Raw genomic sequence first — 12,967 nt, forward strand, 5'->3', positions numbered from 1 at the left:
TCGGGAATGTGAACGTATGCCTCCGATGACTGTAGACTCCCATGTCCATATCTGGCGGATAGACGGCGGAATGTTCAACGTCGAGTACGACTGGTTAACCGAAACATCGGATGTTTTATACCGGAATTACACCCTCGCGGACGTTGAGCCGGAGCTGACCGAGCACGGGGTCGGCGCTGTCGTGCTGGTGCAGGCGTCCGACTCGCTGGCCGAGAATCGGGCGCTGCTGGCGGCCGCGGCGGCGGCGCCATACCCGGCGGCCGTGGTGGGCTGGCTGCCGCTGCATCGACCGGATGTCGTTGCCGCCGAACTGCCCAGCCTGCGCGCGCGACCGGAATTCGTCGGCGTCCGGCACATGATCCACCGTGATCCGGATCCGAAATGGTTGCTGCGCAGGGAGGTTTCGGCCGGTCTCGCGCTCCTTGCCGAGGCCGGTCTCAGCTTCGACGCGGTGGCCGAACGGCCCGATCTGCTCGCCCAGGTGCCGCGGATCGCCCGCGCGCACCCCGAGCTGACCATCGTCCTCGATCACCTGGGCAAGCCGCCGATCGCGACCGGTGGATGGCAACCGTGGGCCGACCTGCTCGCCGAGACGGCCGCCCAGCCCAACGTGGTCGCGAAGATCTCCGGGCTCGCCACGGTCTCCGGCGCCGAAATCAGCTCTGCCCGTTGGCAACCCTACGTCGACCACGCGTTGGCGGTGTTCGGGCCCGGGCGGCTGATGGTCGGCGGCGATTGGCCGTTCACGCTCACCGCGGCGTCGTACCGGACCGTCTGGCACACCACGATGGGCACGCTGACTCGGCTGACGCCGGCCGACCGCGTCCGAGTGCTGACCGATGTCGCCGTGCGCACGTACCGACTACCCCTCGCCAACCCGTGGATGACCGAAGGAGTACCCGAATGAAGTTGCAGCGCATCGGCGAACCGGGCGCGGAGCGACCGATCGTGCTGGACGGCGGCCACGCCTACGACCTGCGCCCGCTCACCGCGGATATCGACGGTGACTTCCTCGCCGCGGACGGCATCGCGGCCGTCGCCGCGGCACTGGCCGCGGACCGGCTTGCACGCGTCGACATCACCGGCGAGCGCGTCGGCGCCCCGATCGCCCGCCCGCACGCGGTGTGGTGCATCGGCATGAACTACGCCGCGCACGCCGCCGAATCGGGGTCGGCCCCGCCGCAAACCCCCGTGCTGTTCTTCAAGACCCCGAACACGGTCGTCGGCCCCTATGACGACGTGCTGATCCCGCGCGGCTCCTGGCAGACCGACTGGGAGGTGGAACTGGCCGTGGTGATCGGGCGCCGCGCGCACTACCTCGACTCCGTCGACGAGGCGCTGCGGCACATCGCCGGATACACCATCTCCAACGATGTCTCCGAACGCGCCTTCCAGCTCGAACAATCGGGCGGGCAATGGTCGAAAGGCAAGTGCTGCGCGACATTCAACCCGCTCGGCCCCGCCCTCGTGCCGCGCGATCAGCTCGACGCGGGAAACCTGCGGCTGCGGTCGTTCGTGAACGGCGAACCGCGCCAGGACTCCAGCACCGCCGACCTGATCTTCGACGTCGGCTACCTGGTCTGGCATCTCTCGCAGTACGCCGTCCTCGAACCCGGCGACGTGGTCAACACCGGAACTCCCGAGGGCGTAGCGCTTTCCGGCCGCTATCCGTATCTGCGTGAGGGCGACGTGGTCGAGGTCGAGATCGAGGGTATCGGCCGGGCCAGGCAGCGCTGCCGTGACACCGCCGCGGCGCCGACGTGAACCCGGTCGATCAGTGCGCGGCAAGCACTTCCAGCGCCCGATCCACCTCTTCGACGGTGTTGTACAGGTGGAACGAGAAGCGCAGCCCGCCGTTGCGCGCGGAGGTGATCACGTCGGCCTGCTCCAGTCGCGGCGCCGCGTCGCCCGCACCGGGCACGCTGACGATCGGCGACCGGTTCGCCACCGCGGACAGGCCGAGCTCGGCCAGCCCGGCGCGGAAGCGGTCGGCCAGGTCGAGGTTGTGCGCGTTGATCTTCTCGATGGTCAGCTCCTCGATCAGCGAGATGCCCGCGCTCGCGGCGATCACCCCGAGCCAGTCCGGTGTGGAATCGAAGCGCCGGGTGGTGGTCGGCAGTGCGGTCGCGTTGTACAGCTCGGCCCACGGATCGGCGGCCGCGTACCAGCCGGGCCCGACCGGCCGTACCGACTCGGTCGCCTCCGGTCCCGCGGCGAAGAAGGCGACGCTGCGCGCGCCGATCAACCACTTGAACGTCGCGCACACCCAGTAGTCGGCGTCGGCGAAACTCAACGGCAGCCAGCTCGCCGCCTGCGTCGCGTCCACCAGCAGCCGCGCGCCGTGCGCGCGGGTCGCCGCCCGTAGCGTCGGCAGATCCGTCATCCGCCCGTCCGCCGACTGCACCACGCTCACCGCGACCAGCGCGGTCTCCGGCCGGACCTCCTCGGCCAGCCGCTCCAGCGGCACCACCCGCACCGCGAGATTGCCACGGTGCAGGAAAGGCATGGTGACCGAGGAGAACTCACCCTCGGCCACCAGTACCTCGGCGCCCGGCGGCAGCGCCACCGCGACCGGCCCGATCAACTGCGAGGCGGCGCTGCCGAGCGCGATATCGTCGGCGGTGGCCCCGGCCAGCAGCCGGGCGTAGGACTCGCGCAGCGCGGGGATGAGGTAGTCGTTCGACATCGGACCGCCGCGGCCCGCCGCCCAGCGCGCGCTCGCCTCGCGGTGGGCGGTCAGCGCACGCGCGGACGGCAGCCCGAACGAGGCGGTATTGAGGTAGGTGACTTCGGTCGAGAACTCGTTGGGCGCAAGGGAGGACATACTTAGGAGCATCCGCCGCCAGTCCACCCCCGTCCAGCGCCAGCACCCCGAAAGTGGACCGCTCGCGGGTGCTGGCTACTCCGGTGTCGGTGTCGCCCACATATTGGTCAGGAGCTGGTGGCTGGGGGTGTCGGCGAGGGACTGCGTCGACTCGTAGATGCGCTGGTAGCCGGTCGAGGTGATGCGCCAGCTGCCGTCGGCGTCGAGGCGGTAGGTATCGGTGTAGTAGCCGGCGCCGCGGATGAGCACGCCGTATTCGGTGGCGATGACGGTGTCTTCGAAAGCCCATGAGCCGGTGGCGGTTTCGCCGTCGACGGTGATCTCGGGGTGGGTCGCGATGTGCACCGTGACGATCGCGGGACCCAGGTTTTCGCGCATGAACGTCGTGATGGCGTCGCGGCCGTCGAGGGTGAGCGGCTCGCCGAGGGCGTGGGTGCCGTAGCGGCCCGCGGCGTCGACGGCGAGGGTGTCGCCGAACTCGTCCCACCGTTTGAGGTCGAGCGTCCGGAAGTAGCGGTACTTGAGCTGGCGGACGGCTTCGATGGCGGCGAGATCCATTCGACCAGCGTGGCACGCCGCCGTCCGACAAACAATAACCTGTTCTACTTTTCTCGGCCGGGACGTCGATGTGTTCCGAGCCGACCGCTGGGTACTCGACTCGATGAGGCATGCCGAAGCCGGCGCATGCGCTCACCGCACCGAATGTCTTGTCACGATCGGGAGTCTGTTGTGAAGAGCCCTGTTACCTCGCCCAGCCCGCACGATCCCGCGCTCGACCAGGCCGTCGCGCTGCACGCCGCCGCGGTCCGCCTGGAGCAGGAGTTCGCCGGCGTCATCGACGACGACGCCATCGAGCAGTTCCTGCGCTCGGCCTACGAACACGTCGCCGACCACGCGACCATCGACACGTTCCTACCGCTGCTGGCCGAGCGGTACACGCGAGAGTGGTTGTACGCCATAGCCGGCCACCGCGACGGCAAGGCATAGCTGTCAAGTCTCGTTCCCGGCTACCGAGAAGATCCGTAGTGGCCTCCGTAGTTTCCGGGATTCCACCGAGCCCTCGCCGAGGCACTGTGATGGGTGACACAAACGTGATCTAAGCTCTAGGCGAGCGCCACAGTGGAGGTGAGCTATGACGGTCGAGGCGGTGACTCCTCCCGAATCCGGCGAGTTGTGGGCGGGTTCGGCACCGGTGTCCGCCCGGCCGCCGCAGCCGCCGGTATCGATGATCGAGCGAATGACGTTGATACTGGACGCTTTCGACGGCGCGACGCCGACCCTCACCCTGCTCGGCCTGTCCGAGCGCACGGGCCTGCCCCGTTCCACCGTGCATCGCATCCTCGACCAGATGATCCGGCTCCGCTGGCTCGCGCATGCCCCCGGCGGCTATCGGCTGGGCATGCGCACGCTGGAGCTGGGCGGACTTGCCGCGGACCACAACGAGATTCGCGATGTGGTGAGCCCGCTGCTGCACGATCTCTGTCAACGGACCGGCATGGTCGGACATCTCGGCGTGCTCGACGGCCGCGAGGTGCTCTATCTCGACAAGGCGGGCGGCCGGTTCGCCGCCACCGTGCCGACCCGGCTCGGCGGCCGAATGCCCGCGCACAGCACCGCTCTCGGCAAGGCGCTGCTCGCGTCGCTGGAGCCGAGCATCGTCGAAACGTCGTTCCGCGATCACCTTCCGCAATTGACCGCCCGAACCATCTGCGACAGAGCCGAATTGCATCGCGAGCTCGCCCGCATCCGGCAACGCCAGGGTGTCGCGGTCGACAACGAGGAATCGGTGTCGGGCATCGCCTGCGTCGCCGTGCCGATCCGCGGCCGGGGCGCCGCGGTGGCCGCGCTCTCGCTGTCCGGGCACATCGGTGGCGAGCGAACGGCTTTGGATACCGCGCGACTGGCTCGGGTCCTGGTCGAGGTGGCGCACGAAGCGGGTCGTTCCCTGTTCCCGCGCCACGCCCGTTGGCGCTGACTACCCGCTCAGTGCGGGATCGCGTCGATGATCGCCCTGGCGCCCTGCCGCAGCAGATCCGCGCCGACGAAGAAGCCGAGCGCCTGCGGATCCTCCGGCACGCCCCACTGGTGGGAGTCCAGCCACTGCGTGCCGTCCTCGTTGAACACCTTGCCGTGCAGGGTCAACCGGCCGGTCGCCTCGGTGCTCGCGTAACCCGCGATGGGGGAGTTGCAGTGTCCTTGCAGCGCGTGCAGCATGGCGCGTTCGGCATCGGCCTGCCGGTGCGTGTCCGGATGATCCAGGCGGGCACCGAGCTCCAGGAGTTCGGTGTCGTCGGCGCGGCATTCCAGGGTGATGATGCCCGCGCCGATGGGCGGGCACATGGTGTCGAGCTCTAGGGTCTCGGTGATCCGGTGGGCCTGGTCGACGCGGTGCAGGCCGGAGACGGCCGCGATCAGCACGTCGATGTGGCCCTCCTCGAGCCGCGCCAGCCGGGTGTTGACGTTGCCGCGCAACGGTTTCACCGTCAGCTGCGGGTAGTGCAGGAGCAACTGGGCCCGCCTGCGCACCGAGCTGGTGCCGACCACGGTGCCCGCAGGCTGCTCGGCGAGCGGAGCGCCGTTGCGGGTGATCACCGCGTCGTGCACGTCGTCGCGCGGCAGGTAGCCGGCGAACTTCAGGCCCTCGGGCACCGGGATGTCGCCGGGGATGTCCTTGAGGCAGTGCACCGCCAGGTCGGCGTCGTCCACCAGCAGCGCGTGGTCGATCTCCTTGACGAAGGCGCCCTTGCCGCCGAGCTTGGACAGGTCGCCCATCCAGCGATCGCCCGCGGTGGTGACCTTGACCAGTTCGCTGTCCACCCCGAGCTCGCCGAGCAGGGTGGCCACCTGTTCGGCCTGGGCCAGGGCCATGGGACTGGATCGAGTGGCGATCCGGATGGTGCGGGCACGCGACATGCCCGGCACGTTACTCCTGCCGCTATCGACGATCCGCACGCCCTCTGATCGCTGCGCGCGCAGCACTGCCGAGATTCCCCCGGTGGAATCGAGAAATGGTGTGACGGGCGGTACTGGCACGGTGACAATAAGAGGGGCGAGGAAACTCGGAGTAGGAGCGCGCGTGATGTACAGCGACGAACATCAGGAGTTCCGGGCGATGGTCCGGCGCTATCTCGAGCAGAAGATCAATCCCCACGTCGACGAGTGGGAGCAGGCGGAGCTGATGCCGCTGCACGAGATCTTCGCCGACATGGCCGAGCTCGGCATCCTGGGGCTCGAGTACGACCCGGCCTACTCGGGGCAGGGCGCCGATCACCTGTTCACCGTGGTGCTGTGCCAGGAGCTGGGTCGTGTCGCGCACGGGTCGTTTCCGATGGCGCTCGGCGTGCACGTCGCGATGGCCACGCCGTCGCTGCACGCGCACGGCAGCGAGGAACTCAAGCAGGAATACCTCGCGCCCGCCATGCGCGGTGAAACCGTCTGCGGCGTAGCGGTTACCGAGCCGGAGGCCGGTTCGGACGTGGCCGGGATCCGGACCAGCGCCCGCCGCGACGGCGACGACTGGGTGATCAACGGCTCGAAGGTGTTCATCACCAACGCCGTTCAGGCGGACTGGCTGTGCACCCTGGTGCGCACCTCGCCGGAGGGCGGATATCGCGGGATGAGCCAGATCATCGTGCCCACCGACGCGCCCGGCTTCCGCGTCGACCGCAAGCTCGACAAGTTGGGCATGCGGGCCTCCGACACCGGGCTGCTCACCTTCGAGGACGTGCGAGTTCCGGTGCGCAACACCATCGGTGAGATCGGCAAGGGCTTCCAGCAGCAGATGTCGCAGTTCGTCATGGAGCGGATGTTCGCCGCCTACAGCGCGCCGATCAGCTGTGCCATGCAACTGGAACTGACCCGCGACTACGCCAAGCAGCGAAAGGTGTTCGGGCAGCCGCTGACCGCGAATCAGTACCTGCAATACACCTACGCCGAACTCGCCGCGAAGGTGGACATGCTGCGCGTCTACACCGAGGCGATCGCTCAGACCTACACGGCCGGTAGGGATGTCACGCGAATGGCCACGATCGCCAAGCTGGACGCGGGCCGGCTCTCGCGTCAGGTGGCCGACTGGTGTCTGCAAATTCACGGCGGCACCGGCTATATGACGGAGACCTGGACCTCGCGCGCGTATCGGGACAGTCGCCTGCTGAGCATCGGCGGCGGCGCGGATGAGGTCATGCTGCGGGTGCTTTCGCTGATGGACGGGTTCAGCTAGCCGGTGAATTTCCGGTGGGCTGCGGAAGTGTCCAGGAGGATGCTGGGCATTTGCCTCACGCTTGCTGAAGCGTGCTCCTTTCACTGCGGAGAATTTACGTTCAGGACATGCGACGACCGTTCGGCTGCTTTCCTATGGACGTCAGGATGGAGAGTCCGTGAGCAGGTAGAGGCGTAGTCGGGGAGCGATGCACCGCATACCGATCAACCAACGACACTTCCGTTCGGGGTGGCTCTGGTCCGCGGTCGGCCTGGTCGCCATCGCGGGCGTGGCCGTGTGGCTGACCCGCCCGGAGCCGGTGCACTGCGATGCGTCCACCGCGCCGGCCACGTCGAATGTGCTGGTCCAGTCGGCGACCTCGCGAACGCCGGTGGCCGCCAACGGTATCGAGCCCACCGCCGCGCCCGCGCAGGAGCCGCAGCAGGTCGTGACGGGAGAGGCCCGCTTCTATTCGTTCAGCCAGGGCGTGTCCTGCTCGTTCCCCGGGCTGCCCATGGACGGCTTCTATGTCGGCATGTCGACCCAGGAGTTCGGCCGGGCCGATCCGTGCGGGGCCTACCTCGACATCCAAGGTCCGCGTGGCGATGTGCGCGCGCTCATCGTGGACCGTTGCCCGGCATGTGCTCCGGGACAACTGGATTTGAGCGTCGCCGCGTTCACCCAGCTCGCCGATCTGTCCGACGGGGTGGCCAAGGTCCGCTACAACGTGGTGCGCAATCCCGAGCCGGTGCCGGAGCTGTTCTATCAGGTGAAGCCGGACTCCAGCAGCGCCTGGTTCGCCATCCTGCTCAGCGGATCCGGAAATCCGTTGCGGGAGGTCGCGATTCGGCCCTACACCGGCGGCGCGTGGCAGAACCTGACCCGGGGCATGGACAACTACTGGTCCATCTCCGGCGCCGGACCGGGACCGTTCGACGCGCGCGTCACCGATGTGCACGGCGACCAGGCGGAGATCCTCGGCATCACCCTCACTCCGGGCGTGCGCGCGACCGGCGCCCGGCTCTACGCCGGGACACCGCCGTTCACCGGGCCGGAGCCGACCCACGCGCCGGCGATCGCGCCGACCTCGGTCGCCGCCGCGCCGCCGCCCGCGTCGAAGCTGCCCGCAAGCTGCAGGCGCTAACCGAGTTTCGCGGCCAGCGCCATCCCCGCGGCCCGCCCGGAGAAGATGCACCCGCCGAGGAAGGTGCCCTCGAGCGCGTTGTAACCGTGCACCCCGCCGCCGCCGAACCCGGCGACCTCGCCCGCCGCGTAGAGGCCGGGGAACGCGGTGCCGTCCGGGCGCATCACCTGCGAGTCGAGGTTGGTCTGCAAGCCGCCCAGCGTCTTTCGGGTGAGAATGTTCAACCGCACCGCGATCAGCGGACCGGCCGCGGGGTCGAGGATGCGGTGTGGCTTGGCCACCCGGCTGATCTTGTCGCCGAGGAACTGGCGCGCGTTGGTGATCGCCATCAGTTGGCTGTCCTTGGAGTACTTGTTCGCCACATCCCGGTCCCTGGCGACGATCTGGCGTTCCAGCGTGTCGTGGTCCAGCTGGGGGCCGCGCGCGATCTTGTTCATCCCGGCGACCAGCTCGCGCAGGTTGTCCGCGACCACGAAGTCGACGCCGTGCTGTTTGAACGCCTCCACCGGACCCGGCGCGCCCTTGGCCAGCCGGCTCTTGAGCGTGACTTTCAGGTCCTTGCCGGTGATGTCGGGGTTCTGCTCGGAACCCGACAGCGCGAACTCCTTTTCGATGATCGACTGGGTGAGCACGAACCAGGAGTAGTCGTAGCCGGTGGCCAGGATCTCCTTCATGGTGGACATGGTGTCGAAACCGGGGAAACACGGTGCGGGCAACCGCTTTCCGTTCGCGTCGAACCACAGCGAGGACGGACCGGGAATGATCCGGATGCCGTGATCGGGCCAGATCGAATCCCAGTTGTTGATGCCCTCGGTGTAGTGCCACATGCGATCCCGGTTGACGATGGCGCCGCCCGCGGCCTCGGTGATGCCGAGCATCCGGCCGTCCACGTGCGCGGGCACGCCGGAAATCATGGTCTCGGGGCACTTGCCCAGTCGTTCGGTGGGCCAGTTGCGGCGGATCAGCTCGTGATTGTGGCCGATGCCGCCGGAGGTGACGATCACCGCCTTCGCCCGGAACTCGAACTCGCCGACGGTGTTCCGCGACGACGCCTTGCCGCGCTCGAGCTCGGTTGCCTCCAGCACGCTGCCGCGCACGCCGACCACCGCGTCGTCCTCGACGATCAGTTCATCGACCCGATGCCGGAAACCGAAGCCGACCAGCCCTTTTCGTTCGCCCTCCAGCACCGGCTCGGCGAACACCCGCACCACCTCCGGCCCGGTGCCCCAGGTGAGATGGAAGCGCGGCACCGAATTGCCGTGCCCGTCGGCGAAACCGCCGCCGCGCTCGGCCCAGCTGATCAGCGGCGTCACCCGCAGCCCGAGCTCGTGCAGGTAGTCGCGCTTCACGTCGGTCGCGAAGCGGACGTAGGCCTCGGCCCATCGCCGGCCCCACAGGTCCTCGTCGTCGCGGTCGAAACCGGCGGAGCCGAGCCAATCCTGCAACGCCAGGTCGTAGGAGTCCTTGATGCCGAGCCGCCGCTGTTCCGGCGTGTCCACCATGAACAGCCCGCCGAGCGACCAGAACGCCTGCCCGCCGAGGTTGTTGCGGTTCTCCTGATCGAGCACGAGCACCTTGCGCCCCGCCTTGACCAGCTCGTGGGTCGCGACCAGGCCGGCCAGCCCGGCGCCGACGACGATGACATCTGCCTGCTCGGCGAATGCGGGATCGGACATGTTCATCCTTCGGTTTCGGTGCTGTAGGCCAGCACGACGTGATAGATCAGGTCGGTGCGCCGCCGCCGCGCGATCCGGCTGCGCGGTTCCATCAGCACCTGCACGCTGGTGCCGTCGTGCACCGCGACGAGCGCCTGCCCGAGCGCCTCCGGATCGGGCACGGTGCGCCCGACCCGGGCCAGCCCGGCGACGACGGTCGGCATGAGGGCGTTCACGATCGCCTCCTCGCGCGCGGCCATCACCCGGCGCAGCTCGGGATTGCGCAGGGCGTGCGTGGTGAACTCCGCGGTGATCCGATACCAGCCCTCATCGACCGGTACCGCGCGTTCCAGGCGTTCGATCGAGGTGCGCACGTCGTCGCTGCCGACCGGGATCTCGTCGAGGATGCGCCGCACGTCGGCGAGCATCGCCGCCGAGCGCTGCTCCCACATGGCCAGGAACAGCTCGTCGAGCGAGCCGAAGTTGGAGTAGAACGCGCCCCGGGTGAATCCGGCCCGCTCGCAGACCCGTTCCACGGTCGCCTTGCCGAAACCCTCCTCGGCGAACGCCTCGTACGCGGCGGTGAGCAGCCGATCCCTGGTCTCGGCGCGGCGGCGGGTGACCCGGATCGCCGAGGTCTTCGCTTCGGCGGACGACGCCAACGGGCACCTCCTCGGGCGCGGCCGACCGGAGCAGGCCAAATGGATACAGAAATGTATTCAATACACAAATGTATCAGAAGCGGAGCTGTGACGTGGCGAAATCGGACGAGTAGGGTGGGCGCAGCTCGATACCACCGTGCATCCTGACCACGAGGGGAGATCGGTATGAACGAGGTGGCCCGGACCGCATCGATGACCGGCTGGCGGGTTCGCCGCCCAGGGCCGATCGATGCCGCGCCGCTGGATCAGGTACACGAGCCGGTGCCCGAACCGGCCGCCGACGAGTTACTCGTGCGGGTGCTGGCGTGCGGTGTCTGCCGCACCGATCTCCATGTGGCCGAAGGCGACCTCCCGGTGCATCGGGTGGGCGTGGTACCGGGGCACGAGGTGGTCGGGGAAGTGGTCGCCGTCGGCTCGGCGGTCGGCGCGGTCGCGGAGGACGCGCGCTTCACCGAGGAGTTCGCCGTCGGCGACCGCGTCGGCATCGCCTGGCTGCGGCACACCTGCGGCGCCTGCAAGTTCTGCCTGCGCGGTGCGGAAAACCTCTGCCCCCGTTCGGAATACACCGGCTGGGATGCCGACGGGGGATACGCCGAATTCGCCACCGTGCCTGCGGCCTACGCGCTGCGGCTACCGGATGGCTACGCGGACAACGAACTTGCTCCGCTGCTGTGCGCGGGCATCATCGGTTATCGCGCGCTGCAACGCGCCGCGCTGCCGCCCGGCGGGCGGCTCGGCCTCTACGGCTTCGGCGGCAGTGCGCACATCGCCGCGCAGGTCGCGCTGGCCCGCGGCGCCGAGTTGCACGTGATGACCCGTGACCCGGCCGCGCAGGAGCTGGCCCGCGAACTCGGCGCCAGCTCGGCGCAGGGTGCGGCGGATCCGCCTCCGGTGCAACTGGATTCGGCGATCCTGTTCGCGCCCGTCGGCACCCTGGTGCTGCCCGCGCTGGCGGCGCTGGACCGCGGCGGCATCCTGTCCATCGCCGGTATTCATCTCAGCGACATCCCGGCCCTGAATTACCAGCAACATCTGTTCCAGGAGCGGGAAATTCGCTCGGTCACCTCGAACACCCGCACCGACGCCCGTGAATTTCTTACTCTCGCAGGCGAACATCGCATAGAAGTCACCACCCGTGGGTACTCCTTGGGGATGGCAAATCAGGCCCTCGCCGACCTCGCGCACGGACGTTTCACGGGCGCAGCGGTTCTCGTGCCCTAGAAATAGCGCGCCAGGACACGATTCGGCGCTGAGTGCGCATCGTTCGGGTCGTTTTGCTTGACGGCCCGCTCCGCCGTTCTTACCTTCGCAGATATAGCCGAGTGGCACTTGTCGCTGACAAGTGTCATTCGGCTTCTCACAACGGCGTGAGCAGGTGATCACAATGGCAGACCGGAAGGTAATTCATTTCGAAAAGCGGCGGGTGGTACGAGCATTCATCGTGCTACTGCTGGTCGCGGGATTCGGAACGACGACAGGATTGAGTGCGTGGGCGTCGCCCTGCACGGCGGTCGAGGTGGTGGTCGCCCGCGGCACGCAGGAACCCGGATACCTCGGCGCCGCGGTCGGTGATCCCCTGTATGGCACGCTGCTCCAGGCACTTCCGGTGAGCTCGAGCGCCTACCGCGTCGATTACCCGGCGGATCTGCTCGATCCGGCGTCGATCAGCCGGGGCACCCAGGACATGACCGCGCACATCATCTGGCAGGCCTCGGTCTGCCCGGATCAGCGGTTCATCCTGGTCGGCTATTCGCAAGGCGCGGTCGTCACGCACGGCGTGCTCGGCACCGGCATCGTGACGGCGCTCGGCGGCATGTCCACGCTGCCCGGCTATCTCGAATCCAGGGTGGCGGCGGTGCTGCTGTTCGGCGACCCGCTCCGGCTGATCGGCTGGAACGTGCCCGACCTGTACGGCTGGCGCACCGGAAACTACTGCACGGGCGGCGATCCGGTCTGCGGCGGTGGCGTCGACCCCGCGCAGCACGGCAACTACGGCTGGGCCATGTGGCCCGCGGCGCAGTTCGCGGCCGCGCGGGTCTGAGTCCCCGACCGGGGAATCCGCGGCGGGGCCGGCGCAATGCCGGCCCCGCCGTTCGCGGTCCGGCGCCGAATTGCGCACCGGCACAGCAAATTCTCTGAAACGAACGTGGTCCTTTTCGATTCGGATACGCTGCGGCGAAATCCTGTGGAACGCGCGGAGTTCGGACGGCGCCGGGTCGGGGTGCGTGATAGGAACAGCGAATGTCCGATGATTCCGACATCGCACAGGCCCGGGTATTTCTGGACTTGCTTGCCACGCACGCACGTGCCCTCGCGCGTGCCATCAATACCGCCGAACGAACTTATCAAGCGCAGCGGTTGCGCGAACTCCACGCCGAACTGCACACCGTGCGGCACTGCATCGATCGAATCCACTGCCGGTATCCCGATATCACCCCGCCCGGCCGGGCGCGAATCTGACCGACCCGCGCCCGATCGCGCACA

At 68.4% G+C, this 12,967-nt stretch carries 14 protein-coding genes; 9 read left to right on the forward strand and 5 right to left on the reverse strand.

The annotated features are described in order from the left end of the window. Positions 1–25: 25 nt before the first annotated feature. Together ACFQ9K_RS42320 and ACFQ9K_RS42325 are read left to right on the forward strand one after the other, a co-directional pair. Positions 26–907 carry an amidohydrolase family protein gene (locus tag ACFQ9K_RS42320; protein WP_378721457.1) on the forward strand — a complete coding sequence of 294 codons (882 nt, stop codon included), beginning with the start codon at positions 26–28 and terminating at the stop codon, positions 905–907. Further along, the gene (locus ACFQ9K_RS42325) at positions 904–1,764 is read left to right on the forward strand and encodes a fumarylacetoacetate hydrolase family protein (RefSeq protein ID WP_378721458.1); all 861 of its coding nucleotides are present in this window, start codon (positions 904–906) and stop codon (positions 1,762–1,764) included. The genes ACFQ9K_RS42320 and ACFQ9K_RS42325 overlap by 4 nt, the downstream gene beginning before the upstream one ends. Positions 1,765–1,774: 10 nt before the next feature. Here the strand turns inward: ACFQ9K_RS42325 and ACFQ9K_RS42330 are convergent, their stop codons facing one another. Both ACFQ9K_RS42330 and ACFQ9K_RS42335 read right to left on the reverse strand, forming a co-directional pair. Beyond that, positions 1,775–2,824 (reverse strand): aminotransferase class V-fold PLP-dependent enzyme, encoded by a 1,050-nt coding sequence (locus ACFQ9K_RS42330; RefSeq protein ID WP_378721459.1) that lies wholly within the window; start codon positions 2,822–2,824, stop codon positions 1,775–1,777. Between the two features lie 75 nt (positions 2,825–2,899). Then, positions 2,900–3,382 (reverse strand): nuclear transport factor 2 family protein, encoded by a 483-nt coding sequence (locus ACFQ9K_RS42335; RefSeq protein ID WP_378721460.1) that lies wholly within the window; start codon positions 3,380–3,382, stop codon positions 2,900–2,902. Between the two features lie 171 nt (positions 3,383–3,553). Between ACFQ9K_RS42335 and ACFQ9K_RS42340 the strand changes: the two genes are divergently transcribed. Together ACFQ9K_RS42340 and ACFQ9K_RS42345 are read left to right on the forward strand one after the other, a co-directional pair. Further along, a complete protein-coding gene (locus ACFQ9K_RS42340; protein WP_378721461.1) occupies positions 3,554–3,811 on the forward strand; it encodes a three-helix bundle dimerization domain-containing protein in 258 nt (85 codons plus the stop codon). Between the two features lie 145 nt (positions 3,812–3,956). Next, on the forward strand, positions 3,957–4,799 hold the full coding sequence (locus tag ACFQ9K_RS42345) for an IclR family transcriptional regulator (protein WP_378721462.1): 843 nt from the start codon (positions 3,957–3,959) through the stop codon (positions 4,797–4,799). An 8-nt stretch (positions 4,800–4,807) separates the two neighbouring features. Here the strand turns inward: ACFQ9K_RS42345 and hemC are convergent, their stop codons facing one another. Next, complete coding sequence (gene hemC, locus ACFQ9K_RS42350) at positions 4,808–5,737, reverse strand: hydroxymethylbilane synthase (RefSeq protein ID WP_378721463.1); 930 nt, start codon at positions 5,735–5,737, stop codon at positions 4,808–4,810. Between the two features lie 163 nt (positions 5,738–5,900). Here hemC and ACFQ9K_RS42355 point away from each other — a divergent pair, with 163 nt between their 5' ends. Continuing rightward, a complete protein-coding gene (locus ACFQ9K_RS42355; RefSeq protein ID WP_378721464.1) occupies positions 5,901–7,043 on the forward strand; it encodes an acyl-CoA dehydrogenase family protein in 1,143 nt (380 codons plus the stop codon). Positions 7,044–7,230: 187 nt separating this feature from the next. Beyond that, the gene (locus tag ACFQ9K_RS42360) at positions 7,231–8,166 is read left to right on the forward strand and encodes an expansin EXLX1 family cellulose-binding protein (RefSeq protein ID WP_378721465.1); all 936 of its coding nucleotides are present in this window, start codon (positions 7,231–7,233) and stop codon (positions 8,164–8,166) included. Here the strand turns inward: ACFQ9K_RS42360 and ACFQ9K_RS42365 are convergent. Together ACFQ9K_RS42365 and ACFQ9K_RS42370 are read right to left on the reverse strand one after the other, a co-directional pair. Further along, entirely contained in the window at positions 8,163–9,842 is a 1,680-nt protein-coding gene (locus ACFQ9K_RS42365; protein ID WP_378721466.1) for an FAD-binding dehydrogenase, read from the reverse strand. The two genes, ACFQ9K_RS42360 and ACFQ9K_RS42365, sit on opposite strands and share 4 nt — an antisense overlap. Positions 9,843–9,844: 2 nt before the next feature. Further along, positions 9,845–10,483 carry a TetR/AcrR family transcriptional regulator gene (locus tag ACFQ9K_RS42370; protein WP_378721467.1) on the reverse strand — a complete coding sequence of 213 codons (639 nt, stop codon included), beginning with the start codon at positions 10,481–10,483 and terminating at the stop codon, positions 9,845–9,847. 165 nt (positions 10,484–10,648) lie between these two features. Between ACFQ9K_RS42370 and ACFQ9K_RS42375 the strand changes: the two genes are divergently transcribed. The 3 genes from ACFQ9K_RS42375 to ACFQ9K_RS42385 all read left to right on the forward strand — a co-directional run bounded on the left by ACFQ9K_RS42375 (position 10,649) and on the right by ACFQ9K_RS42385 (position 12,943). Next, a complete protein-coding gene (locus tag ACFQ9K_RS42375; protein ID WP_378721468.1) occupies positions 10,649–11,704 on the forward strand; it encodes a zinc-binding alcohol dehydrogenase family protein in 1,056 nt (351 codons plus the stop codon). 163 nt (positions 11,705–11,867) lie between these two features. Further along, positions 11,868–12,524: a cutinase family protein gene (locus tag ACFQ9K_RS42380; protein WP_378721469.1), complete on the forward strand. Its 657-nt coding sequence runs from the start codon at positions 11,868–11,870 to the stop codon at positions 12,522–12,524. Positions 12,525–12,724: 200 nt separating this feature from the next. Further along, positions 12,725–12,943: a hypothetical protein gene (locus tag ACFQ9K_RS42385; RefSeq protein WP_378984444.1), complete on the forward strand. Its 219-nt coding sequence runs from the start codon at positions 12,725–12,727 to the stop codon at positions 12,941–12,943. The last annotated feature ends 24 nt before the right edge of the window (positions 12,944–12,967 follow it).

The organism is Nocardia sp. NPDC056564, from assembly GCF_042793755.1.
Classification (GTDB): Bacteria; Actinomycetota; Actinomycetes; order Mycobacteriales; family Mycobacteriaceae; genus Nocardia.

Bases quoted from the DNA above. Each gene is read 5' to 3' on its own strand.
- ACFQ9K_RS42320 (WP_378721457.1), top strand. From the start codon at position 26: ATGACTGTAGACTCCCATGTCCATATCTGGCGGATAGACGGCGGAATG.
- ACFQ9K_RS42325 (WP_378721458.1), top strand. From the start codon at position 904: ATGAAGTTGCAGCGCATCGGCGAACCGGGCGCGGAGCGACCGATCGTG.
- ACFQ9K_RS42330 (WP_378721459.1), bottom strand. From the start codon at position 2,824: ATGTCCTCCCTTGCGCCCAACGAGTTCTCGACCGAAGTCACCTACCTC.
- ACFQ9K_RS42335 (WP_378721460.1), bottom strand. From the start codon at position 3,382: ATGGATCTCGCCGCCATCGAAGCCGTCCGCCAGCTCAAGTACCGCTAC.
- ACFQ9K_RS42345 (WP_378721462.1), top strand. From the start codon at position 3,957: ATGACGGTCGAGGCGGTGACTCCTCCCGAATCCGGCGAGTTGTGGGCG.
- hemC (WP_378721463.1), bottom strand. From the start codon at position 5,737: ATGTCGCGTGCCCGCACCATCCGGATCGCCACTCGATCCAGTCCCATG.
- ACFQ9K_RS42360 (WP_378721465.1), top strand. From the start codon at position 7,231: ATGCACCGCATACCGATCAACCAACGACACTTCCGTTCGGGGTGGCTC.
- ACFQ9K_RS42365 (WP_378721466.1), bottom strand. From the start codon at position 9,842: ATGTCCGATCCCGCATTCGCCGAGCAGGCAGATGTCATCGTCGTCGGC.
- ACFQ9K_RS42375 (WP_378721468.1), top strand. From the start codon at position 10,649: ATGAACGAGGTGGCCCGGACCGCATCGATGACCGGCTGGCGGGTTCGC.
- ACFQ9K_RS42380 (WP_378721469.1), top strand. From the start codon at position 11,868: ATGGCAGACCGGAAGGTAATTCATTTCGAAAAGCGGCGGGTGGTACGA.
- ACFQ9K_RS42385 (WP_378984444.1), top strand. From the start codon at position 12,725: ATGTCCGATGATTCCGACATCGCACAGGCCCGGGTATTTCTGGACTTG.